We start from the raw sequence: 26870 nt of genomic DNA on the forward strand, positions 1-26870 counted from the left end.
AGGGTGGAGGGTCAGCCCTTGCCCCGGGTTCGGGTTTTGTGGGGCTTGCCGTTCTGTTCGATGAGACGGGAGTTTCGCGAGAGAATGGCAATTTTCATGCAGGGCTTCAGGCTTGGAAAAGGCGGGCCAAGCTTGAGGCTTTGCACGGGCTTGGGCAAGGGGGGAAAGGCCCTTCTTCCCCGACGGGGAAGAAGGGCGGGACAACATCAGCCCATGGCCTGCTGCCGGGGGGAGCGGCTGCGGCGGTGGTTCAGGATGACCACCACGCCCTGCCGCTTCACTTCCGGCAGGGACTGCACGATGGCCCGGCCCAGGGGGCGGGGGAGCTGTTCGAACAGGCGGGCCACCGTATAGGTGGGCAGCCCTCCGGCCAGACGAATCGCATCCTTTTGCGAGATATCCAGCAGCACCCGGATCTGGGACTGTTCAGCCAGCTTCAGAAACCGCAGGCGCGCCGCGCCGTATTCTCCCATCCGCACTGCCGTACCCACCGTCTCCAGGGCCGCATCGGTCCATGATAGGGCGTGGATGGCGTCGTTGGCCGCCTCGAAGGGGGTGGCTGCGTTGTTCATCAGATTGTTCATGTCTACTTTTCCTTCCTGCCCCCGGGGGCATGCTGCAAGGGTATCCGGTTGGGTTCGTGAACCGGTTTCGGGTGGAAGTCGTGACACGACGGGAAGAAAAGCCGCATGAACCCCTAACGAAAAACACCGCCTTGGTGGCGGCTGTGGTTCATGCGTAAGTTGGGGGGGGCTCCCGTACGTGCCCTGGATGGGGTTCGGCGCGTCGGAACCAGGAGCCCCGGACGGTCAGATGACCGTGGCGGGGAACTCGTCTCGACGGACGCTGCACCACACCCATGCCGGACCCGAAATGGTCGTCACGCGTGTGCAAGTTGTACAGCAACTGTCCATACGAACACGAAGTCCTCTGTGGCCTGACATGTGCCCCCGGACACGGCCGGGAACGGGCGCAAAGATACCCCTTCGGCAGTGATTTTTAAAGCCCTTCGGGAGGCATTTTTACAGTTTTATTTCATGGGGTCCGATCGGCCCCGGCACGGGGCTCGCCGGCCAGCCAGGAAGCGGTGGAATCCACCAGATAGGCGGCGCATTGCAGGGCGTTGCGGCCCAGCAGCATGCGAAAACTCATGGTATCCCGGTTGGTGAGGGTGATTTCCACCCCATGGGTCCGTTCGCCGATGACGATCGGGGTGCGGATCACATAGCGTTGCTGACGGTGACCCCCGGAGTCGGTGACCACCCGCCGGTCCGCCACCGGGGCTTCGCAGTCCACCGCCACGTCCCGTCGTCGCCGCAGGGGGTGCACGCCGAAACGCACCCAGGGCTGTCCGTCCCGCGTAAAGGGTTCCACGTAAAAGGCGTGCAGGGCGCAGGTGCGGGCGCCGGTATCCACCTTGCAGGTGATGCAGGCCAGGCCCAGGCCGGGGAGGGCGACGCGTTCCCGCCAGCCCAGGCGGGGTTGTGCGTCGGCGGAAGGGTTCGGGGTGTTCATCATGTTGCGCGAAGTCGGTTGATCCGGTGATGCGTTCAGGGGGATCATACAACGCAACGCACGTCCCATCGTCGGCAAGGAGGCTGACCATGTCCAGAGCCTTATCCTGTCTGCCTGTCCAGGCCCGTCTTGTCATTGCCGGTCAATCACTGCCGGTGATGTCGCTGCGGGGTTTGGAATCCCTCAGCGGGGTCTGGCGGATGCTGCTGGAGGTCATCGGACCCGGTGTCGAGTATCCGGGCAGGCTGGGTGCCCCTGCCCGCCTGGAAGTGTCCGATGCACACGGCGCCCGCAAGGTGTTCGACGGCATCCTGTGTGCGTGTGGTCCCGTCCCCGGGCTGGATGTCACCTGGGCTGCCCCCCATCGTTTTCGCGTGCTGCTGCGCTCCCGCCTTTACCGGCTTGCCCTGACTCGGCGCACCCGCCTGTTCAGCGATCTGAGTCCGCCCGATCTGGCGGAACGCCTGTTGGCGTCGGCGGGGGTTCGCCTGCAGAGTGAACGGCTGATGCATGTCTACCCTCGTCGCGCCGGCATCCTGCAGGCCGACGAGTCAGACCTGAGCCTGTTGAATCGGGTGCTGGCCAGAGCGGGCATCCATTGGCATGTCACTCCGGGACATGGTCTGGAAACCCTGGTGCTGGTGGATGATCCGGCCGGACTGATGCCGGCCGCGCCCACGGAGTGGACCTGGCGGGGTCAGTCCGGCGGTTGGAACCGGCAGTCGCCCGGCGTACTGTCCGCCCATGAGCGGGTTCGTCCGATACCGGGCTGTTTCACCGTCACCGGACGACTGGCGGACGGCCGTGCCTACCGGGCCTCGGCACTGACCGGCCGCGGAGAGGGGGTGCAGGACCGGATCGGGTATGGGCTGCATACGGTGGAGGCGCTGGACCACCGCGCCCGGTTACTGGCGGAGCGGGCGTGTTGCCGGCATCGCACCCTGGCGCTGGAGACCACGGTTCTGGGGCCCATGGCGGGCTGCAATGGCGAGTGGCGGGGGATCTGCGGGTCATGGCTGGCCGGGGACTCAGGATCGAGCCCCTGGGCACGGCACCGATCCGGATTCGGACCGGTGGCGGCGGCATCACCCTCCTGCCGGGCGCGGGGCAGGTACTGATCCACGACCGGGGCATTCGTCTGAGCGGGCGCAAGCTGGATCTGTGGGGCACCGTGGATACCCGGGTGCCCGGGGCATGACCCGGTTCAGCGGGGAAAGATCACCAGATGATTGAAACCCAGCTTGAGGGGAATGCGTTCTCCCAGGGCATAGTTCTCGTGGGAGGGGGCCAGGCACAGTACGGTGTCGCCGCTGCCCAGACGCAGGGTGTAGAGGAAATTGGCGCCGCGGAAGGCCTTGTCGGTGACCTCGCCGAAGATCCTGCTGCCGTCATCGGGCAGGATGTCGTCGGGGCGGACCAGCACGTCCACCGGATCACCGGGCCGGCAGGCCTCCGGGATCATGCCGGTGATGGCCCCCAGTTCGGTCTCCACCTCGTGCTCGTTGAGTACGGTCCCCGTCAGCATCCTGCCCTGACCGATGAAATCCGCCACGAACCGGGCCGCGGGCTTGTGGTAGAGGTTGTAGGCGGTATCCCATTGCAGCACCCGGCCGGCGTTGATGACGGCGATGCGGTCGGCAAAGGCAAAGGCTTCGTTCTGGTCATGGGTGACCAGCATGGCGGTGATGTCTTCCTGCTTGAGGATGGCGCGGACCTCCCGTGCCAGGCCCTCGCGCAGTTCCACGTCCATGTTGGAAAAGGGCTCGTCCAGCAACAGCAGCCTGGGTCTGGGCGCCATGGCGCGGGCCACGGCGATGCGCTGCTGCTGCCCGCCGGACAGGGCATGGGGGTAGGCCGGGCCGTAGTCAGGCAGGCCGATGAGTCGCAGCAGTTCCGTGACCCGCTCCCGCCGTGCGCGGCTGGACTGACCACGAATGCCGAAGGCGATGTTCTCCGCCACCGTCAGATGGGGGAACAGGGCAAAGTCCTGGAACACCATGCCCACCTGACGCCGTTCCGGGGGCAGGGTCCAGCCGGCCTGGCTCACCACCTGGCCGTCCAGCAGTACCCGCCCCGCGCTGGCCGGCTCGAAACCGGCGATGGTGCGCAGCAACGTGGTCTTGCCGCAGCCGCTGGGGCCCAGCAGGCAGCCGATGACCCCCGTGTTCAGGGCGAGGCTGACGTCGTGGACAACGGTGGTACCGTCATAGCCCACGCTGACGTGGTCGATTTCAAGCAGGCGTGTCATGTCCGGGCCTGGAACGGCTGATGGTGCGGCTGATGAGGATCACCGGGATGATCCCCGCCAGAACAATGGCCAGGGCCGCGCTGGCGGAATCCGCCAACCGCTCGTCCGAGGCCAGCTCGAAGGCGCGCACCGCCAGGGTGTTGAAGTTGAAGGGGCGCAGTATCAGGGTGGCCGGCAGTTCTTTCAAGACGTCCACGAACACCAGCAGAAGCGCGGTGAGCAGGCTGCCCCGCATGATGGGCATGTGGATCTTGCTCAGGACCTGCCGGGGTGGGGTGCCCAGGGAGCGGGCGGCATCATCCATGGACGGCTTGATCTTGGCCAGGCCCGCCTCCACCGTCTGCAGGGAGACGGCCAGAAAACGCACGCAGTAGGAGAACACCAGGGCCACCAGGGTGCCGGAGAGGATCAGGCCGGTGGAGATGCCGAAGGCATCCCGCATCCAGCCGTCGATGGTGTTGTCGATCCAGGCGAAGGGCAGCATCACCCCCACGGCGATGACGGTGCCGGGGATGGCGTAGCCCATTCCGGCCACCCGCACCGCACCGTTCACCGGCAGGGAGGGACGCAGACGCTTGCCATAGGCCAGGACCAGGGCCAGAGCCACCGCCAGTACGGATGCGATGGCAGCCAGGGAGACACTATTCCAGATCAGCCCCAGGAACTCCGGTCGCATCCACATGTGCGGGGTGCGCAAGGCCCACTGCAGCAACTGTCCGGACGGGATCACGAAGCCCAGGATGATGGGCAGGGCGCAGACCACCAGGGCGCCGGCCAGGTGCATGCCCCGCAGCCGGTAGCGAGGCAGACGGGAATAGCGGGCACTGGTGTGGTGGAAACGGGCGCGGCGCCGGGAATAGCGCTCCAGCACGATCAGCACCAGCACGAAGGTCATCATGATGCCGGCCAGCTGGGCGGCGGCGCCCGGGTCACCCAGGCCGAACCAGGTGCGGAAGATGCCGGTGGTGAAGGTGGGAATGCCGAAATACTGCACCGTGCCGTAGTCCGCCAGGGTCTCCATCAGGGCCAGGGACAGGCCGGTGATGATGGCGGGCCGGGCCAGGGGCAGGGCCACGCGACGAAAGCCCGCCCAGGGGCCGGCGCCCAGGGTGCGGGAGACCTCCAGCACGCAGACGGACTGTTCCAGGAAGGCGGCGCGGCTGAGCAGGTAGACGTAGGGGTAGAGCACCAGGGACAACATGATGATGGCCCCCGGCAGGGAACGGATCTGGGGGAACCAGTAGTCGCCCCAGCCCCAGCCGGTCCACTCCCGCAGCTGGGTCTGCACCGGGCCGGCGAAATCGAGCATGCCGGTGTAGGTGTAGGCGATGATATAGGCCGGCATGGCCAGGGGCAGCAGCAGCGCCCACTCGAACAGACGTCGCCCTGGGAAATCGCACATGCTCACCAGCCAGGCGGTGGGAATGCCGATCAGAAGGACCCCCACCCCCACCCCCGCCATCAGGATCAGGGAATTGGTGACGTAGTCCTGCAGCACGGTCTGGCGCAGATGCAGCCAGACGTCGGAGGCCGGGATGAAGACATGGGCAAAGATCACCAGCACCGGCAGGGCCAGGATGGCGGCGATCAGGGGGACGCCCAGGCTCCAGGCATCGGGACGCTTGAGACGGCTTGACGAGAACCCCCCTTGTCGGGATACCGGGTCAGTCCTCATGGGGTCGTCGGGTGGCTGGTCATGGCGTGGCAACGATGGATCGGCGCTTCGGAAGGGGCATAGTCTACTGGGTATTGGCCGAATGACAAATGATCCTCGGACTGATTCCCACTTAGGGGGTATTCCGGAGCGGTCATTGCCTCAAAACTGTTAAAGCCCTGGGCTCCCGCTTTCGCGGGAGTGACGGATAGGGACGCACGGACGTGACGGAATGGGAGGTGTCGGGCATTCCTTGAATACCCTTCTCCCCGTGAGGGGAGAAGGGTACGACTCAGCGCCAGCCGGCCCGGTCCATCAGCCGCACGGCGGCGGCGTTGAAGTCACCCAGCATGCCCAGGTTGACCGCGTCGGCCTGGAATTCACCCAGTTCCGTCAGGGTGCCGCTCCATTCCACGCCGGGCTTGACCGGGTATTCCTGGTTGGCTTCCGCATACCAGCGCTGGGCACTGTCGCCGGCCATGAACTCGATCAGCCTGACGGCGTTGTCGGTATTGCGGGAATGGGTCACCACGCCGGCACCGCTCACGTTCACGTGTACGCCCCGGTCATCCTGGTTTGGCCAGAACACGCCGATGGACTGCGCGGCAGTGCGCTCTGCGTTATCATCGGAATTGAGCATCTGACCAAGATAGTAGGTATTGGCGATGGCCAGGTCGCACTGTCCTGCCGCTGCTGCCCGGATCTGATCCCGGTCGCCGCCCATGGGCGGACGGGCCATGTTGGCCACCAGGCCCCGTGCCCAGCTTTCCGTCTCGGCTTCGCCGTTGGCGATGATCATGGAAGCGGTCATGGACTGGTTGTATACGTTGCTGGAGGAACGGATGCAGATGCTGCGGCGCCACTTCTCGTCCGCCAGGGCCTCGTAGGTGGACAGCTCCGCCGGGTCTACCTTGCCCTTGACGTACATGATGGGGCGGGCGCGCATGGATAGGCCGTACCAGTAGCCCTCCGCGTCGCGGTAGCTTTCGGGAATGGCCTCGTTGAGCACCGCCGACTCGATGGGGCGCAGGACGCCGGCGGCCTTGGCGCTGTTCAGGTTGCCCGCATCCACGGTGATGAGCACGTCGGCCGGGGTATTGCGGCCCTCGCTGCGCAGGCGCTGCAGCAGGGCGTCGGCCTGGGCGCTGACGATGTTGACGCGAATGCCGGTCTGTTCGGTGAACTCGTCCATCAGGGGTTTGATGAGTGCTTCCTGACGGGCGGAGTAGACGTTGACCTCACCCTGGGCCAGGGCCGGCGCGGGCAGGGTGAATGCCAGCGCACAGGCCACGAACAGGGCAGCCGGCTTTTGGAAGGTTGCTTTGACCATGGGGTGAATCACTCCTTGGGTAGTGATGGGCAGGGGATGCTGGGCCGAGGCTGGAAGGAAGTCCGGTAAGCGGACTGCAAACAAGAACGAGTGTCATTTGTTTCACGAGTGCTGTCAAGATGCTCCCGAGGGCGGGTTATTGCGACCTTGTTAACAGACGTGGGATTCCAGGCGGCCGGCGGTGAAAAAAAGGCGGGTGATTGCTGCATACTGATCCACTGTCCCGTGGATGTGGGCGGCGGCGGCGCGGCGTTTTCGGAACATTCCCGATAATCTGGAGACATGATGGCTAGCGATGCTCTGAAAATCCCGAAAAAGCGGATTCCGGTGAAGGTTTGGGTACACCCGGATGGTCTGGTGCTGGGAGAGATCTTCGTTCACTTGCAAAGCAGCCGGCACGACGGCGAGGAAGAACCGGCGGAAGTGCTGAACGGCAGCGATGCCTTTTTCGTGATGCGCAGCCGGTCAGGTGAACTGCGTTTCTACAACAAGCACGCCGTGGTTCGCCTGGAATACTCGGCGCAAGTTGCCCGGCTTGAAGCCGACTACGCATCCCGTCTGCAGGCCCGCCTTCATCTCATGGACGGTTCCTGCCTCGAAGGCACCATCCAGGAGGTCCTGCCCCCGGGTAATGCCCGTCTGTACGATTACATCAACATCTTCGATCAGCGCTTCGTGCGGCTTTTCCTGCCCGATGAGACCGTGGCACTCGTCAGCAAGGCCTATATCGTGCGGGTGGAGGAGCTGACGGCGGATGATGCGTCCCATGAGTTTTCTGGCTGATTTTCGTGCAGAGCGGCTGATTGCGCGACTGCTGCGGACAAGGGATCTGGACAGCACGGACGCGTTGCACCTGCGGAGCAAGCTCAAGGCCCTGGGTGTGCCCGCCGTGGAGCGTCTGCTCCCCATGCTGCTGAACGCGGATGACGCCGGACTCAGAGTCATTGAATGGACGCTCGACGGCTTGCTTGACCCGTCAACCCTGCCCGTGCTGCTGTCCCGTCTGACGGATGCGGGTCCCCGTGGAACGGCGCGGATCATGCACCTGCTCAGTCATGGTCGAGGTTACGACCCTCATCTTCTGGCCGAGGCCTTCAACGACCCCGCATTGCCCAAGGCGCCGCTGATCCAGGTCCTCACCGCCCAGCAGGACCGCCTGGACAGCGGCGTCCTGCTTCGCATTGCCCACCAACTGCAGCCGGCGGCACGCAATGCCCTGTTTCAGGTCATCGAGACGGTGGCCGAGCCGGCCATGATCCCCGAACTGGTCAACCGCGCCTCGGGCAAGGATCCGGCAATGCGACGGCTGGTGGTGAAAGTGCTGGGCCGGTTTGATGTGCCACAGGCCCGCAAGGCTCTGGAGCACGCCCTGCACGACGCCGACAAGGGCGTGCGTCAGGCCGCGCTGGCAGCCCTGGTGGAGCGGGGTGTCTGCGTGGATCTGGCGCTCCTGTGCGGTCTGTTGCGGGATCCGGACCTGGGTATCCAGGAGCAGGCCGTAGACGCGGTGATTCGCCGTCATGATCCCGATACCATCACCCACTTGCTGCCGATTCTTCGGGATGAGTCCGAATATGCCCGCCGGGCCGGGGTGGAAGTCCTCAACAGTATCGGTAGCACCCGTGACGTGAAGCTGTTGCTGAACTCGGTGAAGGATGAGGACTGGTGGGTGAGGGCGCGGGCCGCCGATGCCCTGGCCAGGATCGGCGGCCCTCGGGTGGTCAGGGCGGTGGTGGAGCTGTTGCGGGATGATGACGAGTTCATTCGCCGCTCCGCCGTGGAGATCCTCAATGCCACCCGTGACGAGGGGGCGCTGGGGCATCTCATGTCGGCCCTGGATGATTCGGACTGGTGGGTGAGGGAGCGGGCGGTGGATGCCCTGGGGGATCTGGGGCACCAGACGGCGGTACCGGCGCTGATCGATCTGATGGAACGGGATACCAGAGCGGCGCCCGCCGTCATCCGTGCCCTGGCCAAGCTCAAGGATGACCGTGCCGTGGAGCCGTTGCTCAAACAGCTGGCGGAGGCCAGTGATGCCATCCGTCTGGACGCGGTCCAGGCCCTGGAGGCGCTGGCGGATTCTTCCAATGTGCAGCGCATTCTGCAGGCGATAACACGGCATGCCTCGGGGACCGAGGGCGAACTGGAAATCACCGGCCGGGATGTTTCGACTCGTCTGAGCAACCGGTTTGCCCTCAACGGCGATGGCGGTGCCGTGATGGAGCGGACCCTGCTCACGGCTGAGGTCACCTCCATGCTGGGGGATGACACGGGGAGCCATGTCACCGGGAAGGTGCGTCAGGTGACCGGCCCGGCAAGGACCACCGGGCAGTCCGCCCTGGAGCCTGGAGATCTGGTGGGGGATCGCTATCGTTTCGTTCGCCGGGTCGGCAAGGGGGCGTTCGGAACCGTCCTGCTCATGGAAGACACCATGATCTCGGAAACCATCATTCTCAAGGTGATGAATCCCCAGCTGGCCACCGATGAGGAGATGATCAAGCGCTTCATTCAGGAGTTGCGCCTGTCGCGCAAGATCACCCACGAGAATGTCATCCGCATCCATGATTTCCTGGTGGTACAGGGCGCCCTGGCCATTTCCATGGAGTATTTTCCCTCTGCCACCCTGGGGGCCATGCTGCAGAAAACCAGTCCGCTGCCGGTGTCCCGCGCCCTGCGCTATGCGGAAGATATCGCGGCCGGCATGTCCGCGGCCCACGAGGTGGGTGTCATACATCGGGACCTCAAGCCGGGCAACGTGCTTATCAACGGCCGGGACATCCTCAAGATCGTGGACTTTGGGGTGGCCGCGGTCACCGGGGCGGGCGATACCCGCCTGACTCGAACCGGCATCCTCATCGGGACACCCAAATACATGGCCCCCGAGCAGGTTCTGGGCAAGCCGGTATCGGTGCGTTCGGATATCTATGCCCTGGGGGTGATGCTCTATGAGATGCTGGCGGGACGTCCGCCCTATCTGGGGGAGGACCAGGTATCGATCATGTATCAGCATGTTCAGGGAAGGGCGGCGCCCCTGTCGGAGTTGAATCCGGCGATAGACCCCGGACTGTCCGCGGTGGTGGCGCGGATGATGGCGGTGGACCCGGAGGCACGCTACCAGACCATGGTTGAGGTGCGTGAGGTGCTGCATGCCCAGAATTGATGCCTTTCTCAAACTGGCCCGCGAACAGGGGTGTTCGGACCTTCATCTGGCGGTGGGATTGCCGCCGTTGCTGCGCATGAACGGGGACATCATGCCCATCCGTTTTCGCGACCTGGCGGCCCGGGAGCTGGAAGCCTACATCATGGAGATCCTCACGCCGGCCCAGAAACAGCGTTTCAGCGAGGGCGATGATCTGGACTTCTCCTACGTGACGGAGGAGGTGGGGCGTTTCCGTGCCAATCTCTTCCGCAAGGCAACCGGCATCGGCGCCACCTTTCGCCATATCCCCGCGCAGGCCCCGGATCTGGACAGCCTGGGGTTGCCGTCGGTGGTCAAGCAGCTGATCGAACATCATCAGGGCATGGTGCTGGTCACCGGGTCCACCGGTACCGGCAAGTCCACCACCCTGGCGGCCATCATCGACTACATCAATACCCACCGGGCAGTGAACATCATCAGCCTGGAGGACCCGGTGGAGTTCGTGCACCGGAGCAAGCGCGCCCAGGTGATCCAGCGCGAGGTGGGGAATCATGTCCCCAGCTACACCCACGGGCTGCGCAATGCCCTGCGCGAGGACCCTGACGTGATTCTGGTGGGGGAACTGCGGGACGTGGACTCCATGATCATGGCCATGATCGCGGCGGAAACCGGGCACCTGGTGTTGGGCACCATGCATACCACATCGGCCGTGAAGACCATCGACCGGATCCTGGACAGCCTGCCCCTGGAGCAGCGGGAACAGGGCAAGACCTTCCTGTCCCAGAACCTGCACGGGGTGATCACCCAGACCCTGGTCAAGTCCGCCGACGGCCGCGGCCGCCGGGCGGTGGTGGAGACCCTGGTGATCAACCGGGCCATCGCCAAGATGATCATGACCGACAAGGTGCACCAGATCCCGACACAGATGCAGACCGGGCGCACCCAGGGCATGCAGTTGCTGGATCAGGCATTGCTGGAGGCCGTGCAGCGCAACGAGATTGATCCGGATGATGCCTACCAGTTCGCGCTGGACAAGAAGAGTCTGCAGCGTTTCGTGACCGATGCGAGCCTGCTGCCCAAGATCGATCTGGCGGGAGGCTGAGGCCCATGCATCATGTGGATGATTATCTCGGCAAACTCATCGCGGCGGAGGGGTCCGACCTGCATCTGGTGTCCGGTGATCCGCCGCGGATGCGGGTGAACGGTGATCTGCAGGTCATCGAGTCCACCCCATTGACCCGGCAGGCGCTGAACGACTTCATGGCCGAGATCCTGCCCCCCGGCGCCCGCGAGATCTTCGAGCGGGATGACGGGGTGGATTTTGCCTATGCCGTGGAGGGTCTGGCCCGTTTTCGTGTCAACCTGTTCCGGCATGTGGGCGGACTGGCCGCCGTCTTTCGCGCCATTCCCTCCAAGTCCCTGACCCTGTCCCAGTTGGGCATGCCGCCGGTGATCAACAGCCTGGGCATGCATCGCCATGGGCTGATTCTGGTCACCGGCAAGACCGGTTCGGGGAAATCCACCACCCTGGCCGCCATCGTCAATGACATCAACGAACGGCGGCGCGGACACATCATCACCATCGAGGATCCCATCGAATTCGTCCATGAACGCAAGCGCTGTCTGATCAGTCAGCGTCAGGTGGGGCTGCACACCAAGGGGTTTGCCGCCGCCCTGCGTTCCGCCCTGCGCGAGGACCCGGACGTCATCCTGGTGGGTGAAATGCGGGATCTGGAAACCATCTCGCTGGCCGTCACGGCGGCGGAAACCGGCATCCTAGTGCTGGGGACCCTGCATACCAATGGTGCCGCCGCCACCGTGGACCGCATCATCAATGCCTTTCCCGCCATGAAGCAGGCCCAGATCCGGACCATGCTGTCCACCTCCCTGCGCGGTGTGGTGTCCCAGCAACTGGTGCGGCGACAGGATGGCCGGGGCCGCCTGGCGGCGGTGGAGATCCTGATCAATACCCCGGCGGTGGCCAATCTGCTGCGGGAGGGCAAGACTGAACAACTGGTCGGCACCATGCAGTCCGGTGCCCTGGTGGGCATGCAGACCATGGATGGCGCCCTGCGACGCCTGCTGGACGCCGGTCGGATCAGTGGCCGGGAGGCCTATCTGCAGTCCATCGGCAAGGCCGAGTTCGAAGCCGTCCGGGAACAGGATTGATACCGTTCCGAGGCAACAAAATTGAACCCTCGACTCCCATCTCGTAAGCTGCCCGGATGACCACGCCCACCCCTCAAGACCTGTGCCTGGACGGTATCCCCCAGGCGGCCCGGCCGGGCATGCTCAACCTGGCCGAGGATTATCTCTCCGCTTGCCGCGGCCAGGGCCTTGATCCCGGTCCCTGGCCCGAGGCCCTGGCCCGGGTCTGGTACTTCAGCGATTTCGTCGCACGCATGGCCATCCGCCGCCCGGACCGGTTCCTGGCCCTGCTGGCGTCCGGGGATCTGGAGCGGACTTATGGTGACGGGGACATGTGCCGTCGGGTCGGGGGCACCCTGGCGACGGCCGAGGACGACGCAGACCTGATGCGTCTCTTGCGCCAGGCGCGCAACCGGGAGATGGTGCGCATCGCCTGGCGTGACCTGACCGGGACGGCCACCCTGAACGAAACCCTGGATGACCTCTCCACCCTGGCGGATCACCTCATCGACGGTGCTCTCGACTGGCTTCACCGGGACATGGCGCGCCGTCACGGCGAGCCACGGGATGCCGGCGGCCGGCCCCAGCGCCTGGTGGTATTGGGCATGGGCAAGCTGGGGGGGCATGAACTCAACTTCTCCTCCGATATCGACCTCATCTTCGCCTATCCACGGCCCGGTCAAACCGACGGGGAACGCTGCCTGGACAACCAGCAGTTCTTCATCCGCCTGGGCCAGCGCCTGATCAAGGTGCTCAACGAAAAGACCTCCGACGGCTTCGTCTTCCGGGTGGACATGCGCCTGCGACCCTTCGGCGACACCGGCCCCCTGGTGATGAGCTTCGATGCCCTGGAGGATTACTACGAGAGCCATGGTCGGGAATGGGAACGCTACGCCCTGATCAAGGCCCGCGCCGTGGCCGGCGATCGAGACAGCGCCGAGCAGCTCCATGCACTGCTGCGCCCCTTCATCTACCGCCGCTATCTGGACTTCGGTGCCTTCGGCTCCCTGCGGGACATGAAGGCCCTGATCAACCGCGAGGCGGCGCGCAAAGGCAAGGATCAGGACATCAAGCTGGGGGAGGGCGGCATCCGGGAGGTGGAGTTCGTCGGCCAGGCCTTCCAGCTCATTCGTGCCGGCCGTGATCCTTCCCTGCAGTTACGGGGCATCCGGCCCGTGCTGGAGCGACTGGCGGCGCAGGACCTGATGCCCGCCTATGCGGTGCGCCATCTGCTGGAGGCCTATGACTTCCTGCGCCGTACCGAGAACCGATTGCAGATGGTGGCGGATCAGCAGACCCACCGGCTGCCCCGGGAGGACCAGGACCGCCTGCGTCTGGCCCTGTCCATGGGCTTCGAGGACTGGGACAGCTTTGAGCACACCCTCATCCGTCATATGCGACGGGTGCACGGCCAGTTCGAGCAGGTTTTTGCCGCCCCCCAGCGGGCCGACGACGACGAACAGGCCGCCCAGCCCGAAGCCCAACGGGATCTGGCGGCCCTGTGGCTGGGTTCCCTGGACCGGGATCGCGGTCTGGTTGTGCTGGGGGAATTGGGCCTGACCGACCCGGACACTGCCCTGGCGGGCCTGGAACACCTGCGCGACAGCAGCGCCTGTCGTAATCTCACCGCCACCGGGCGCGAGCGCCTGGACCGGCTCATGCCCCTGATGCTGGGTGTTCTCAGCGGCCTGAAGGCCCCCGACGCCACCCTGGAACGCCTGCTGCGGCTGGTGCAGACCATCGCCCGGCGATCCGTCTATCTCTCCCTGCTGGTGGAGAACCCCCTGGCCCTGTCCCAGTTGGCCCGGTTGTGCGAGGCCAGTCCCTGGATCGCCGACCACCTGACCCGCTATCCCCTGCTGTTGGACGAGCTGCTGGACCCCCGCAGCCTCTATGCGCCCCCCGGTCGCCAGGGATTGATGGATGCCCTCAACGACGAGCTGGTGCAGGTCCCACAGGATGACCTGGAACAGGTCATGGACCGGCTGCGCATGTTCAAGCAGGTTCAGGTCCTCAAGGTGGCCGCCGCCGACATCATGGACGTGCTGCCGGTGATGAAGGTCAGCGACCACCTGACCTGGATCGCCGAAGTGGTCCTGGAGCGGGTACTGAGCCTGGTGCTGGAGCAGCTGATCGCCAAACACGGTCGTCCCCGCTGCCTCGTCGACGGTGAACCCTATGAGCCGGGCTTTGCCGTGGTGGGCTACGGCAAGTTGGGCGGACTGGAGCTGGGCTACGGTTCGGACCTGGACATCGTGTTCCTGCACGACAGCCGGGGCGAACAGGCCATGACCGATGGTGAGCGCCCGCTGGACAACAGTGAATTCTTTGCCCGGGTCGGCCAGCGGGTGCTGCACTTCCTGGGGGTCTTCACCGGGGCGGGGCGGCTTTACGAGGTGGATACCCGGCTGCGCCCCAGTGGCGCCTCCGGCCTGCTGGTGACCAGCGTGACCGCCTTCGAGGACTATCAGCTGGGTTCCGCCTGGACCTGGGAACATCAGGCCCTGGTGCGTGCCCGCCCGGTGGCCGGGGATGCCCGCATCGCCGAGGCCTTTCAGGCCATGCGTGCCCGCGTGTTGCAACAGACTCGGGACGAGGGTGCCTTGAGGCGGGAAGTGCGGGAGATGCGGGAGAAGATGTGGAAGGAGCACGCCACCCGCGATCCCGCGTGGTTCGATCTCAAGAGAGACCCCGGCGGTATCGCGGATATTGAATTTATGGTGCAATATCTGGTTCTGGCCCATGCCGCCCGGCATCCCCAGCTCACGACCTGGCCCGACAACATCCGCATCCTGGAGTCTCTGATCGAGACCGGCTTGATGCCCAGGGATGACGCCCTGTTCCTGATGGACACCTACCGGAGTTTCAGGGACCGGATTCACGAGCTGACCCTGCAGGAATTGCCCGCCAGGGTGCCGGCCTCGGACTGGGCACGGGAACGCGAACAGGTGCGCGCCTTCTGGCAACGCCTGATGACATAGCAGTGATCATGAAGGGTGCGCGCGCCGGGTTCCGTGCCGCCCCATGCCTGACCCGGGAACCCCATATCGAAATTCGAGAGGAAACGTTTCATGTCCACCATGGCCGAACGCGATGGTCTGATCTGGTACGACGGCGAGATGGTGCCCTGGCGCGAGGCCAAGACCCATGTACTCACCCACACCCTTCACTACGGCATGGGGGTCTTCGAAGGGGTACGCGCCTACCAGACGGAGCGTGGCCCGGCCATCTTCCGGCTGGAAGAGCATACCCGCCGGCTGTTCCGTTCCGCCCACATCCTGGGCATGACCATCCCCTATACCCCCGCCGAGCTCAACGCCGCCCAGGTAGCCGCGGTGCGCGATAACGGGCTCAAGAGTGCCTACCTGCGGCCCATGTGCTTCTTCGGCGCCGAGGGCATGGGGCTGCGCGCCGACAACCTCCAGGTGCACGTCATCGTGGCTGCCTGGGAGTGGGGCGCCTACCTGGGCGCGGAAAACATGGAGCGGGGGATCCGGGTCAAGACTTCCTCCTACAACCGCCATCACGTCAACGTGACCATGTGCAAGGCCAAGGCCAACGGCAACTACATGAACTCCATGATGGCCCTGCAGGAGGCCCTGGCCTGCGGCTGTGACGAAGCCCTGTTGCTGGACACCGAAGGCTACGTGGCCGAGGGCAGCGGCGAGAACTTCTTCCTGGTCACCGACGGTGTGATCTATACCCCGGAGCTCACTTCCGCCCTGGACGGCATCACCCGTCGCACCATCATGACCCTGGCCGAGGAATGCGGCATTCCGGTGCGGGAAAAGCGCATCACCCGCGACGAGGTCTATGCCGCCGACGAGGCGTTCTTCACCGGCACGGCGGCGGAAGTCACGCCCATCCGCCAGCTGGATGGCCGCAGCATCGGCCATGGTGGTCGTGGTCCCATCACCGAGAAGCTGCAGACCCTGTATTTCGACGTGGTCAAGGGCCGTCATCCCAAGCACGAAGGCTGGCTGACCTACGTCTAGGGGAAGCGCCGGGCGGCCCCTGTCGTCACGCCGTGAATGTCGTCCTCACCCAGTGAGTTTTGCTGTCTTTCAGTGAGCACCACCGTCACTCCCGCGAAAGCGGGAGTCCATGGCCGTAGCCCGTGAATGGATTCCCGCCTGCGCGGGAATGACGGCTTCGGAAAGCCCATAAGGGAGTGACAGCTTCGGAAAGCCTATAAAACGATAACAAAAGGTTCCTTCCCTCCGGTTCTGTCAGCCTTCATCCTCATCACCCAAAGGAGCCCGTCATGCCGAACCCTCAGACCGCACTGAACCAGGATGCCTACCCGACGGCCAACACCCAGGCCGCCGTCAGCGTCAGTCGCCGTGATCTGCCCCTGCAATGTCCCGCGCCGGGCACGGCCCTGTGGGCCTCTCATCCCCGGGTTTACCTGCCGATCCAGGACGCCCGGGACGGGCGCATCGTGTGCCCTTACTGCAGCACGGTCTATACCCTGGAAGACTGATCTTCGGCTCTGGTCTCCCTCCGCCATGTCCTGACCCCGTCATTCCCGCGCAAGCGGGAATCCGGTGGGTGACTGAAATTTCTGTTGGATGAAGCATTCATCCCCCGAAGGGAACGCAGCATCCTGTTGACAACCCATTCAACCAAGGCCAGAGAACCACACCAGCCCATGACCCTGACCCACCTGCAACGCCTGGAAGCGGAAAGCATTCACATCATGCGGGAAGTGGCCGCCGAGGCCGACAACCCGGTGATGCTCTATTCCGTCGGCAAGGACAGCGCCGTGATGCTGCACCTGGCCATGAAGGCCTTTCATCCGTCCGTGCCGCCGTTTCCCCTGCTGCACGTGGACACCCGCTGGAAATTCCGCGAGATGTATGCCTTCCGCGACCGCATGGCGAGGGAACTGGGGCTGGACCTGCTGGTGCACATCAACCCGGACGGCGTGGAGAAGGACATCAACCCCTTCACCCACGGGTCCGCCATCCACACCGACATCATGAAGACCGAGGCCCTCAAGCAGGCCCTGACCCACTACGGCTTCGACGTGGCCTTCGGTGGTGCCCGGCGTGACGAGGAAAAGTCCCGGGCCAAGGAGCGGGTGTTCTCCTTCCGCACCGCCCAGCATCGCTGGGACCCCAAGAACCAGCGCCCGGAACTGTGGAAGCTCTACAACGCCCGCAAGCACCCGGGGGAGTCCATCCGCGTCTTCCCCCTGTCCAACTGGACCGAGCTGGATATCTGGCAGTACATCCACCTGGAGAACATCCCCATCGTCCCGTTGTATTTTTCCGCCATGCGTCCGGTGGTGGAGCGCAACGGCACCCTCATCATGGTGGATGACGACCGCATGCCCCTGAACCCGGGCGAGACCCCCATGCTGCGCAGCGTGCGCTTCCGCACCCTGGGTTGCTACCCCCTCACCGGGGCCGTGGAGTCCACCGCCGACACCCTGCCGGCCATCATCCAGGAGATGTTGCTCACCCGCACCTCCGAACGCCAGGGCCGGGTCATCGACCACGACAGCGCCGCCTCCATGGAAAAGAAGAAACAGGAGGGTTACTTCTGATGGCTCACGTTTCCGATCTGATTGCCGACGACATCGAGCAATACCTGCACCTGCACCAGCACAAGGGGCTGCTGCGCTTCATCACCTGCGGCAGCGTGGACGACGGCAAGAGCACCCTCATCGGGCGCCTGCTGTATGAATCCCAGATGCTGTTCGAGGATCACCTGGCCGCCCTGCAGGCCGACTCCCGCCGCTGGGGCACTCAGGGGGAGGAGATCGACTTCGCCCTCTTGGTGGACGGCCTGGCGGCGGAACGGGAGCAGGGCATCACCATCGACGTGGCCTACCGCTTCTTCTCCACCGACCGGCGCAAGTTCATCGTCGCCGACACCCCGGGGCACGAGCAGTACACCCGCAACATGGTCACCGGCGCCTCCACCGCCGATGTCGCCATCCTGATGGTGGACGCCCGCAAGGGCGTCCTCACCCAGACCCGGCGCCACAGCTATCTGGTGTCCCTGCTGGGCATCCGCGCCATCGTGGTGGCCATCAACAAGATGGATCTGGTGGACTATTCCGAGCCGGTCTATCGCCGCATCCGCGACGACTACGAGGCCTTCGCCCGACAGATCGGCGTGGAGGCGGTGACCTTCATCCCGGTCTCCGCCTTCAAGGGCGACAACATCGTCAGCCCCAGCCCGAACATGGACTGGTATCACGGCCCCACCCTCATGGGCTATCTGGAAACGGTGGAGATCGACGAGGACCGCATGCAAGCGGCACCCTTGCGCCTGCCGGTGCAATGGGTCAACCGGCCCAACCTGGATTTTCGCGGCTATGCCGGCACCCTGGCCGGCGGCGTGGTGCGTCCCGGCGACCGCATCCGGGTCCAGCCCTCGGGCAAGGAGAGCACCGTGGCCCGCATCGTCACCCGGGACGGTGACCTGGAACAGGCGGTGGCCGGTCAGTCCGTGACCCTCACCCTCACCGACGAGATCGACATCTCCCGGGGCGACATGATTTCCGCCGCCCGGGAACCGGCGGGAACGGCGGACCAGTTCGAGACCACCCTGATCTGGATGCACGACGAACCCCTGTTGCCGGGTCGCCAGTATCTGCTCAAACTGGGTACCCGCACCGTCACCGCCTCGGTCACCACCATCAAGTATCAGGTCAACGTGAACACCCTGGAACACACGGCGGCGAAGAAACTGGAACTCAACGCCATCGGGGTCTGCAACATCAGCCTGGACCGGCCGGTGGCCTTTGACCCCTACACGGACAATCGGGACACCGGCGGTTTCATCCTCATCGATCGCCTGAGCAACAACACCGTGGCGGCGGGGCTGATCCACTTTGCCCTGCGCCGTTCCCAGAACATCCATCTGCAGCCGGTGGACATCAATCAGGAGGCCCATGCCCGGCTCAAGGGGCAACGGCCCTGCGTGCTCTGGTTCACCGGCCTGTCGGGGGCGGGCAAGTCCACCATCGCCAACCTGGTGGAGAAGAAGCTGCACGCGGAAGGGCGCCATACCTACCTGCTGGACGGAGACAATATCCGTCACGGCCTGAACAAGGATCTGGGTTTCACCGATGCGGACCGGGTGGAGAACATCCGCCGGGTGGGGGAGGTGGCCCGTCTGATGGTGGACGCGGGCCTGATCGTGCTCACCGCCTTCATCTCCCCCTTCCGCTCGGAACGGCAGATGGCCCGGGAACTGCTCAAGGACGGCGAGTTCCTGGAAATCTTCGTGGACACCCCCCTGGAGGCGGCTGAGGCCCGGGACCCCAAGGGGCTTTATCGCAAGGCCCGGCGGGGAGAGTTGAAGAACTTCACCGGCATCGACTCGCCCTATGAACGCCCCGAGTCACCGGAGATCCATGTGGACACCACCCGCATGACCCCGGAAGCGGCGGCGGACCTGATCGTGGAGCATATTCGCAACGGGGGCTATCTGGCGCAGTGAGATCCGGGCTCTTTTATCGTTGGCTCATTCAGCCATCGAACCGGTAGCCGAACATCTCGATATCCTCCCGATAGTGTTCCCCCACCATCCGGGCCGTCTCGTCGGTGTAGTAGCGACGGAAGTCGTCCCGCCCCTCCGCCTTGCGCCGATGGGGCAGGGCGACCCGGGGGATGCCGATGCGGTCGCAGATGGTGTCGAAATCCTCCTGCAGGGACTCGTAATGGCCGATGAAATCCACGATCCGGTTCCCCCGCAGATCCACCACATAATCCCGCTGCAGTTCCCGTGACGTGTCCAGCATGTAGTTCCAGGGGCGCTCCGGATCGAATTTCAGCCTGACAAATTGCTCGAAGGTCTCCACCCCTTCCAGGACATGGGGCCGTTCCTTGCGGATATGAAAGAACGAGCTCACCTGCAGGTCCCAGGGATTGCGCACGAACACGAACTTGAACAGCCCGTCATAGAGCTCCGCCGGCAGCATCTCCCGGGCGGCAATGGCCTTGGCATGGCGGGGAAACTTGGTGCCGATGCGATGCCCGGAGATCTGGTCCAGCTTGTTGGCGAGGAACATGGGCACGCCCCAGGGACCCTGATAGCGGTATTTCGACAGGGTCGCCCGCACGCTGGTGCCGCCGGTTTTGGCGATGTGTACGAAAAGGAAGTTGTGTTTCAGGGACAGGAGCATGGAGAATGAAAGTCCTGGATTGGATCTGAAGTTGCGAACAGGACATTCTATGCCCCAGGGGATCTAAAAGTAACCAAAGGGGTCCATCAGCAAGCGCCTGCTCGACATTGACCCGTTGGCGCGACGCCCCCATCATGGACCTCGGGATGCGGAAATACGAACCCCTGTCAAGGAGACCTCCCATGGCCCTGGCCCAAAGCGATCTTGAGCAGCTTGAACAGTTCATCAAGGCCAATCTCAGCCAATGGCTGGCCGAGCAGAGCCTGGGCAAGCCCCCGGTTGTGTACGAAATCGAACTGCGTGAACGCATGGTGCGCGTGGAAGAGGAACTCAAACACCAGCGGGAGCTGATGCGCGAAGGCTTTGCCCAGATGGACCGGCGCTTCGAGCAAGTGGAAAAGCGTCTTGACCAAATGGAAAAGCGTCTTGACCAGGTGGACAAGCATCTTGGTCTGATCGACAAGCGTCTGGATCAGATGGACAAGCGTTTCGAGCAGGTAGACAAGCGCTTCGAGCAAGTGGACAAGCGTTTCGAACAGGTAGAGAGCCGCTTTGAGCAGGTGGACAGGCGCTTCGACGAGATGCTCCGGCGCCACGACCGTCATTTCCTGTGGCTGGTCGGTTTCATTGCCACCAGCGCCGGGCTGGTCATTGCCGCCATGCGGTTCATGTAGCCGGCCCTGCGTAGCGACGATCGCCCACAACCCTTTGGCAAGGCAGATATCCTGCGTGTACTCCAGGACCTGATGATGCGAACCGCCGTGGCGCGCTAACCCGTCCCGATGTCCATGCCAACCGTTGCAGCCCCATGGGGAAAATTCACCGGCGGATATCTGCCTGTGGGCATGCTGGTCATTGCCCTGTTGTTGGCCGTCTTCGGCAGCCTGGAAGCGCTGAGGTATGAGAGAGGACTGCTCCTCCATGAGCCGTGGCGGCTGGCCACCGCTCACCTGACCCATCTCGGTCTGGCGCATCTGGCGATGAATGGGGTCGGGCTACTGCTGATCTGGCGGCTGTTGGGGGATGCGATGCCGGTGAGCCGCTGGATGCTGACAATTGTCCTCAGCGCTGCGGGGGTCAACCTGGGGCTCTGGCTGTTCTCCCCTGACATCACATGGTATGTGGGACTCTCCGGCGTCCTGCACGGCATGTGGGCCGCGGCGGCGTGGAGCCGGGTGCGAACACAGCCCGGGTCCGGCTATGCCCTGCTGTCACTGCTGGTTCTCAAGCTGGTGGTGGAACAGTCTTCCTCCGGCATCGGTGCGACAGCCTCGCTGATGGGAGAGGAGGTGGTTATCGATGCCCACCTTTACGGTGCCCTGGCGGGCCTGATAGCGGGCCTTTTCCCATCGAAGGGAAAAGGCCCGGGATGGCCGGGCCCACCTGGTTTCACCGGGCGCTGAACACCCAGCGATCCCCGTTCTCCCATTCCAGTACCAGACGCTCCGCTTCCACATGGTATCGGGACACCTGTTGCAGGGCGGCCAGATAGCGTTGCTCCAGGCTACGATGGGCGGGATCGTCGATGAGGCAGCGGGCACGGGTGCTGCGGGATGGTCCGATGCTGAGTTGCGTCCCCTCGATCCTGACCGCCCCGTGCCATCGGTTGCAGGCGACCTGTCCGTGGGCGGTCTCACCCTCTGCGGTCAGGATCAGGGTGAAGGGAGCGATCCCTGCATCGGGCCGCCAGCGCAGGGCCTGCTCTTCCACCATGCTCAGTTGCCACTGGTTGAACAGGGGATTTGTCTGCATGGACCCGGATTCCTTCTGGTGGGCGGCACAGCCGCTCACCAGAAGGAGGGCCATGACCATGGTCGGGAATATTGATGCGCGCATCATGATCTCCTTCTGCCGACGGAAGACCCTCCCCGCAGTAGACCCTTGCCCATTACCAACAATATCAGCAGAGCGACCATAACCGGTGACATGGCCCCGCCACCGCCCCGGGATGATTCCTCATCTTCCTGGGTGTAGAAGGTGATCCAGTCGCTGAAATGGGAGACACGGGTATAGACACCGGGATAGTACGGCTTGGCGCAGCCTTCTCCCCAGCTGGTCACCCCTGCCAGCAGGTAACCGGTGCCATCGCTTGAAAGGACCGCCAGGGGACCTCCGCTGTCACCCTGACAGGTATCCCTGCCGCCGCCCTGGTAACCGGCACAGAACATGTTGTCGGTGATTTCCCCATCCATGTACTGCATGTCCGTTATGCAACTGGCATTGTCCAGGATGGGTACCAGGGCCTTTTGCAGGAGGAAGGGATAGAGGTCGAAGAATTCAGAGCCGAGCTGCCGTTCCCCTATGGAACCCCAGCCGCTGATCAGACCCATTGTGGCGGGTGAGGCCACATTCCTTTCGTTGGCGGGGGTCACCAGGTCAATGGGCAGGCAGGCGGGGCATGTCACCGGCTCTTCGACAAAAAGGAGGGCAATATCGTTATCGTAGCCCGTTGTGTGGGGATCATAATCCGGATGAATGATCAGACGCGCCACATTTCTGATGACGGCGGCATCGGCGAGACGGAGGTCATTGATCCCGGCTACGATGTAAAGGTTTTGGGGAAGCGGGATATCAAAGTGGGTGCCGTCGTCGGTGTAGTCACCGAAACAATGGGCGGCGGAGACAATCCACTGAGGGGTGATCAGGGTGCCGCCACATTGGATCTGCTGGAAGATATCCCTGGCTCCCTCGGGGCCATGGGCTACCCCGACCTGCCAGGGGATCTCGCCGCTTCTTGCGGCCTCGCCACCGATAACTCTGGAGCCGGGCTGTCCCGCCGATACCGAAGTCATCCAGCCCGCCAGTGTGATGGCCATGAGTGCCGGCAGCCACCATGCAGCACTGCCGTTGTGTCTGAAGGTTAGGTTTTTTATCATTTTCCCTGTTTCCGATTCTGTTGAGGATGACATTAAATCCCCAGGGCTGTACCAAGACCAGCATGGGTAAGCCTTCTTGAACGTGTAAAGATAGTTTATGCCCGACGGCATCAAAAAGTAACCAAAGGCGTCCATCAGGAAGCGCTTGTCCCGATAAACAGGCATTTTGAGCAGGTGAACAGCCATTCGGCGGGATTGCACCGGTACCACGATCGCCATTTGCCGCGGTTGGGCGGATGCATCGCCCCACCGCCGGGCAGTCATTGCCACCACGCGGTTGCCGTCACTTCCGCACGCCCTGCTGCTGTGACCCCGCTTCCTCTGCCGTCACTCCCGCGAAAGCGGGGGCCCAGAATTCAAAATTGTCAGTCTTTTACTGGATTCCCGCTTTCGCGGGAATGACGGGTAATCCCGTCGGTTTAAGAGATGCCCAGGACCGCCAGATAGCGCTCGGCACTCACCCGTGCCCGATATTCCGCCACCGCCGCCCGGATCTCATCGGCCGGCAACGGCGCCTCCAGCGTCCTGACCATGGCATCCTCCAGTGCGGCCAGATCCCCCACCGGCACCAGCGGCCCGTATCGCCCGTCCCGCAGGATCTCCCGTGGTCCGCTGCGACAGTCCGTGGACACCACCGGCAGCCCCAGTGCCATGGCCTCGGTGAGGGCGTTGGGAGAACCTTCCCAGGCCGACGACAGCACGAACAGGCGCGCTCGACTCAGCCAGGCATAGGGGTTGGCGGCAAAACCGGGCATCATTACCCGATCCGCCACACCCAGTGAACGGCTCAGGGCCGTCAGGGCTTCCCGATCCCCGCCTTCCCCCAGGATGATCAGGCGCGCCGTCCGACGCGCCTGCATCCCGGCAAAGGCCCGCAGCAGGGTGGGAAAGTCTTTTTGCCGGGTGAGTCGCCCCATGCCGATGATCACCGGATCACCCCCATCCTCCAGCCAGGGATGAGGGGCGGGCTCGGCGGCCAGGGTTTCCAGGTCGGGGGTGATCACCGGGTTGCGTACCACATGCACCTTCTCTTCGGGCAGGCCGGTAATCCCGCGCACATCATCGGCCACCCCCCGGGACACCGCGATGATGCCGTCCGCCAGGGGATAGAGCCGACGCATGGGGCGGTAACGCATCCACTTTCGCAATCCCGAACGCCCCTCCAGTGCCTCCGACAGGGTGGTGCCCAGGCGAATGAAGATGCGAGTGTCCACACCGGCCAGCCGTCGGGCCTTGAGCGCCGCCCGACCGGCCCGATCCTTGGCGGCCAACAGCAGGACCGGGCGGTGTTCCCGCAGGTAGCGGGCCAGGGGGGCGATGCTCAGGGCGCTGTGGCGGGTGCCCAGGCGGATGATGTTGACGTTCTCCGGCAGCGCCTGCAGATGCCGGCTTTCCTCGCGGATCAGTACCAGATCCATGGACAGGCCCATGCCCGCCAGTTCCCGGACCAGGTTCAGCACCATGCGTTCGACGCCGCCCTCGCCGGAGAGGGAGATGAGAATGGCAAGATGAGGCGGGGAGAGATCGCGTTTCACAGTCCCATGGCCTCCCGGTACGCCCTGGCGCTATCGGCCACCCGATATCGGGTCACCGCACTTTTCAGGGTCTGCGGGTCTGCGGGATGATCCAGGCAATGACAAATGCCCGTTGCCATGGCCTGTGCATCCTCCACATCCACCAGTCTGCCCAGGCGTCCTCCGTCCAACACCTCCCGGGGACCGCTGGGGCAATCGGTGGACACCACCGGAATGCCCAAGGCCAGAGCTTCCACTAGTACAATTCCCAGTCCTTCCCAGCGGGAAGCATGGGCAAAGACCCGCGCCCGGCTCAGGCAGGCATATGGATTGCCCACGAACCCGGGCAGACTCACCCGGTCGGCGATGCCCAGCTCCCGGGCCAGGGCCTCCAGGGCCGGCCTTTCCCGGCCCTCGCCCAGAATCACCAGCCGGGCCGGGCGCCGTTTCAGCACCAGGGCAAAGGCCCGTAGCAAAGTGGCGTAATCCTTGCGTCGGGACAGTTCCCCGATGGCCACCACCCAGGGATCGCCACCGTCCATGTCCATGGGCAGAGCAGTCGGATCGGCGGCCAGCGATTCCAGATCGTCACGGATGATGGGGCTGGGCACCACCTGCAGGCGGGTGATTCGCTGACCTGAAATCTGTCGCAGATCCTCTGCGCAACCGTGAGAGGGGACCAGTACCCCGTCGGCCCGGGGATACAGATGACGGATAGAGAGCCGTTGCCGCCATCGTTCCAGTGGCTTGCGATCCGCCAGATTGACGGAGACGGTCGTGCCCACCCGCACATACACCCGGGTATCCACGCCCGCCAGGGTACGGGCCAGTATGGCGGTGCGATTGACCCGGTCCTTGTCGGTGAGCAGAACCGTCGGACGCTGCCGACGCAGATAGCCCATCAGGGCCGGCAGGGACGTGCTCACATGGGCGCGGCCCAGGGGCACGATCCGCAGGCCCGGCGGGGGATTGGGCAGATGGGGGCCATGACCCTCAAGGGTGAGCAGATCCACCGACAGCCCCTGATCCACTAGGGCCGGCAGCAGGTTACCCATGATGCGGTCCACCCCGCTGTGGCCGGAGGTGGCGAGGAAAACGGACAGGTCAGGCATGCCGGATGTACCTCAGCCGTGCAAAGGCACGGCGCAATATGGGAAACTGGGGCCGGTCATTGAAAGGGAGTGCATCCACGAACATCGGCAGGCTGCGTTGAAGTTCCTTCCGACGCCCGTTTTTTATGGTGATGTATGAATGTGGCCGCAGCTTAACGGGATGAAACCCGGGATTCAACTCCATGCGCTCGAAATTGCCTGGAATGCCTGGCATGGTTGTCTCCCTTTTCAATCAGCATTTTACAGGCTGGATTTTGTATGATCCATGATGATAAGTGAGAAATGAAGACATTAAATTGGCGAATGCTCAGGATTCTTGATCGTAACCTGGGGCCTTTTTTGCGAAAGCGTATTCTGACCAGGTTTCCGGGTTCCATTCGCGTCAATGGAGAGGAAATTACGGATCTTGGCCCCCTCGGCTATCGCACACCGGGGCGCACCCGTGCCGGCAGGATCTCCATGATCGGTTCATGGCGGGGAAGCAAGGTCAAGATTTATACAGCGCACAACGTGCAGCATGCGAAATTTCGTATTGCACTCAATGATTTTTGCGCAGGGAATATCTGCTTCCCCGAGGTGGTGCTTTCCCAGGGGGAATTGATTGTGGAACGCTGGATCGACGGCAGTTCCGTTTCGAGTCTTGACTCGGCTGGAAGAGAATCAGCGGCACAGCGTGTAAATGCTTTCCTGGTGGGGAAAATGTCAAGTGGCTTTGTTCCTGGTTCAGTCGGGAGCATGACTGCTGGATTTTGTTATTTTCATGATTATCTGCTTGCCCGAATAGGACCCTGGATATATTGGGATGATGTGGGCGGCTTTGTGGCATCATGGCGTGATCACTATCAGGATGTAAAAGACGAGATTCCCGACAGGTTGTCTCATCCGGATCTGTCCGCGAGTAATATGGTAGAGGAGTCCGGCTCGGGTAAATTATATATGATAGACAATGAGCTGCTGGGGATGGGGCCATCCTGGATTCTTGATTATCGCAATTCGTTTGTCGGCAAGTATGATTATCCCGAGCCGGTTGAGAGTGAAGCCGTGCGCCGATTCATTGAACGATCTTGGCAGTTACGTCAGCTCAGCAAGGCCTTGGGGCTGGGTGAATTTTCCAGGGCGAAATCATTGCTTTCATCAACATAGAGCCACGGAGTCATGGTTTCAAGCAGATGATGATGAATCAAGCCGAGG

23 protein-coding genes are annotated in these 26870 nt (G+C 63.6%); 13 read left to right on the forward strand and 10 right to left on the reverse strand.

Features of this window, described 5'->3' with window-relative positions:
* Positions 1-206 precede the first annotated feature (206 nt).
* Together ECTPHS_RS06660 and ECTPHS_RS06665 are read right to left on the reverse strand one after the other, a co-directional pair.
* A complete protein-coding gene (locus ECTPHS_RS06660; RefSeq protein ID WP_008931942.1) occupies positions 207-584 on the reverse strand; it encodes a hypothetical protein in 378 nt (125 codons plus the stop codon).
* Between the two features lie 451 nt (positions 585-1035).
* Positions 1036-1515, reverse strand: coding sequence for a RimK/LysX family protein (locus tag ECTPHS_RS06665; protein WP_040405373.1), 480 nt, complete (start codon positions 1513-1515; stop codon positions 1036-1038).
* Between the two features lie 89 nt (positions 1516-1604).
* Here ECTPHS_RS06665 and ECTPHS_RS06670 point away from each other — a divergent pair, with 89 nt between their 5' ends.
* The gene (locus ECTPHS_RS06670; RefSeq protein ID WP_008931944.1) at positions 1605-2633 is read left to right on the forward strand and encodes a phage late control D family protein; all 1029 of its coding nucleotides are present in this window, start codon (positions 1605-1607) and stop codon (positions 2631-2633) included.
* 86 nt (positions 2634-2719) lie between these two features.
* Here the strand turns inward: ECTPHS_RS06670 and ECTPHS_RS06675 are convergent, their stop codons facing one another.
* From ECTPHS_RS06675 to ECTPHS_RS06685, 3 genes are all read right to left on the reverse strand, one after another.
* Positions 2720-3763 (reverse strand): ABC transporter ATP-binding protein, encoded by a 1044-nt coding sequence (locus ECTPHS_RS06675; RefSeq protein WP_008931945.1) that lies wholly within the window; start codon positions 3761-3763, stop codon positions 2720-2722.
* A complete protein-coding gene (locus tag ECTPHS_RS06680) occupies positions 3747-5438 on the reverse strand; it encodes an iron ABC transporter permease (protein WP_008931946.1) in 1692 nt (563 codons plus the stop codon). The genes ECTPHS_RS06675 and ECTPHS_RS06680 overlap by 17 nt, the downstream gene beginning before the upstream one ends.
* 271 nt (positions 5439-5709) lie before the next feature.
* Complete coding sequence (locus ECTPHS_RS06685) at positions 5710-6747, reverse strand: Fe(3+) ABC transporter substrate-binding protein (protein WP_008931947.1); 1038 nt, start codon at positions 6745-6747, stop codon at positions 5710-5712.
* Between the two features lie 285 nt (positions 6748-7032).
* Here ECTPHS_RS06685 and ECTPHS_RS06690 point away from each other — a divergent pair, with 285 nt between their 5' ends.
* From ECTPHS_RS06690 to cysN, 9 genes are all read left to right on the forward strand, one after another.
* Positions 7033-7530, forward strand: coding sequence for a hypothetical protein (locus tag ECTPHS_RS06690; protein ID WP_040405375.1), 498 nt, complete (start codon positions 7033-7035; stop codon positions 7528-7530).
* A complete protein-coding gene (locus tag ECTPHS_RS06695; protein ID WP_008931949.1) occupies positions 7502-9907 on the forward strand; it encodes a HEAT repeat domain-containing protein in 2406 nt (801 codons plus the stop codon). Before ECTPHS_RS06690 ends, ECTPHS_RS06695 begins: the two co-directional genes overlap by 29 nt.
* Complete coding sequence (locus tag ECTPHS_RS06700; RefSeq protein WP_008931950.1) at positions 9894-10988, forward strand: type IV pilus twitching motility protein PilT; 1095 nt, start codon at positions 9894-9896, stop codon at positions 10986-10988. Before ECTPHS_RS06695 ends, ECTPHS_RS06700 begins: the two co-directional genes overlap by 14 nt.
* A 5-nt stretch (positions 10989-10993) precedes the next feature.
* Positions 10994-12055: a type IV pilus twitching motility protein PilT gene (locus ECTPHS_RS06705; RefSeq protein WP_008931951.1), complete on the forward strand. Its 1062-nt coding sequence runs from the start codon at positions 10994-10996 to the stop codon at positions 12053-12055.
* Between the two features lie 56 nt (positions 12056-12111).
* Entirely contained in the window at positions 12112-15015 is a 2904-nt protein-coding gene (gene glnE / locus ECTPHS_RS06710) for a bifunctional [glutamate--ammonia ligase]-adenylyl-L-tyrosine phosphorylase/[glutamate--ammonia-ligase] adenylyltransferase (protein ID WP_008931952.1), read from the forward strand.
* A gap of 90 nt (positions 15016-15105) precedes the next feature.
* Positions 15106-16029 carry a branched-chain amino acid transaminase gene (locus ECTPHS_RS06715; protein ID WP_008931953.1) on the forward strand — a complete coding sequence of 308 codons (924 nt, stop codon included), beginning with the start codon at positions 15106-15108 and terminating at the stop codon, positions 16027-16029.
* Between the two features lie 269 nt (positions 16030-16298).
* Positions 16299-16517, forward strand: coding sequence for a zinc-finger domain-containing protein (locus tag ECTPHS_RS06720; RefSeq protein ID WP_008931954.1), 219 nt, complete (start codon positions 16299-16301; stop codon positions 16515-16517).
* A gap of 126 nt (positions 16518-16643) precedes the next feature.
* A complete protein-coding gene (gene cysD / locus ECTPHS_RS06725) occupies positions 16644-17585 on the forward strand; it encodes a sulfate adenylyltransferase subunit CysD (protein ID WP_210386899.1) in 942 nt (313 codons plus the stop codon).
* Positions 17585-19492 (forward strand): sulfate adenylyltransferase subunit CysN, encoded by a 1908-nt coding sequence (gene cysN / locus ECTPHS_RS06730; protein WP_008931956.1) that lies wholly within the window; start codon positions 17585-17587, stop codon positions 19490-19492. Before cysD ends, cysN begins: the two co-directional genes overlap by 1 nt.
* Positions 19493-19520: 28 nt before the next feature.
* Here cysN and ECTPHS_RS06735 read toward each other — a convergent pair whose 3' ends face one another.
* On the reverse strand, positions 19521-20177 hold the full coding sequence (locus ECTPHS_RS06735; protein WP_008931957.1) for a sulfotransferase family 2 domain-containing protein: 657 nt from the start codon (positions 20175-20177) through the stop codon (positions 19521-19523).
* A 182-nt stretch (positions 20178-20359) separates the two neighbouring features.
* Between ECTPHS_RS06735 and ECTPHS_RS06740 the strand changes: the two genes are divergently transcribed.
* Both ECTPHS_RS06740 and rrtA read left to right on the forward strand, forming a co-directional pair.
* Positions 20360-20851, forward strand: coding sequence for a hypothetical protein (locus ECTPHS_RS06740; protein ID WP_008931958.1), 492 nt, complete (start codon positions 20360-20362; stop codon positions 20849-20851).
* 171 nt (positions 20852-21022) lie between these two features.
* Positions 21023-21580 carry a rhombosortase gene (rrtA, locus tag ECTPHS_RS13940; RefSeq protein WP_008931959.1) on the forward strand — a complete coding sequence of 186 codons (558 nt, stop codon included), beginning with the start codon at positions 21023-21025 and terminating at the stop codon, positions 21578-21580.
* Here the strand turns inward: rrtA and ECTPHS_RS06750 are convergent.
* The 4 genes from ECTPHS_RS06750 to ECTPHS_RS06765 form a co-directional block, all read right to left on the reverse strand.
* Positions 21567-21929, reverse strand: a complete 363-nt coding sequence (locus ECTPHS_RS06750) for an META domain-containing protein (RefSeq protein WP_168044645.1) — start codon at positions 21927-21929, stop codon at positions 21567-21569. The genes rrtA and ECTPHS_RS06750 overlap by 14 nt on opposite strands.
* A gap of 83 nt (positions 21930-22012) precedes the next feature.
* A complete protein-coding gene (locus ECTPHS_RS06755) occupies positions 22013-23239 on the reverse strand; it encodes a serine protease (RefSeq protein WP_168044646.1) in 1227 nt (408 codons plus the stop codon).
* A gap of 233 nt (positions 23240-23472) precedes the next feature.
* Positions 23473-24588: a glycosyltransferase gene (locus tag ECTPHS_RS06760; protein WP_008931962.1), complete on the reverse strand. Its 1116-nt coding sequence runs from the start codon at positions 24586-24588 to the stop codon at positions 23473-23475.
* On the reverse strand, positions 24585-25679 hold the full coding sequence (locus ECTPHS_RS06765) for a glycosyltransferase (RefSeq protein WP_008931963.1): 1095 nt from the start codon (positions 25677-25679) through the stop codon (positions 24585-24587). Before ECTPHS_RS06765 ends, ECTPHS_RS06760 begins: the two co-directional genes overlap by 4 nt.
* Before the next feature lie 282 nt (positions 25680-25961).
* On the opposite strand from ECTPHS_RS06765, the gene ECTPHS_RS14565 reads away from it, so the two are divergent.
* The gene (locus ECTPHS_RS14565; protein WP_141565284.1) at positions 25962-26822 is read left to right on the forward strand and encodes a hypothetical protein; all 861 of its coding nucleotides are present in this window, start codon (positions 25962-25964) and stop codon (positions 26820-26822) included.
* Positions 26823-26870 lie beyond the last annotated feature (48 nt).

It is taken from the genome of Ectothiorhodospira sp. PHS-1, assembly GCF_000225005.1.
Taxonomy (GTDB): Bacteria; Pseudomonadota; Gammaproteobacteria; order Ectothiorhodospirales; family Ectothiorhodospiraceae; genus Ectothiorhodospira.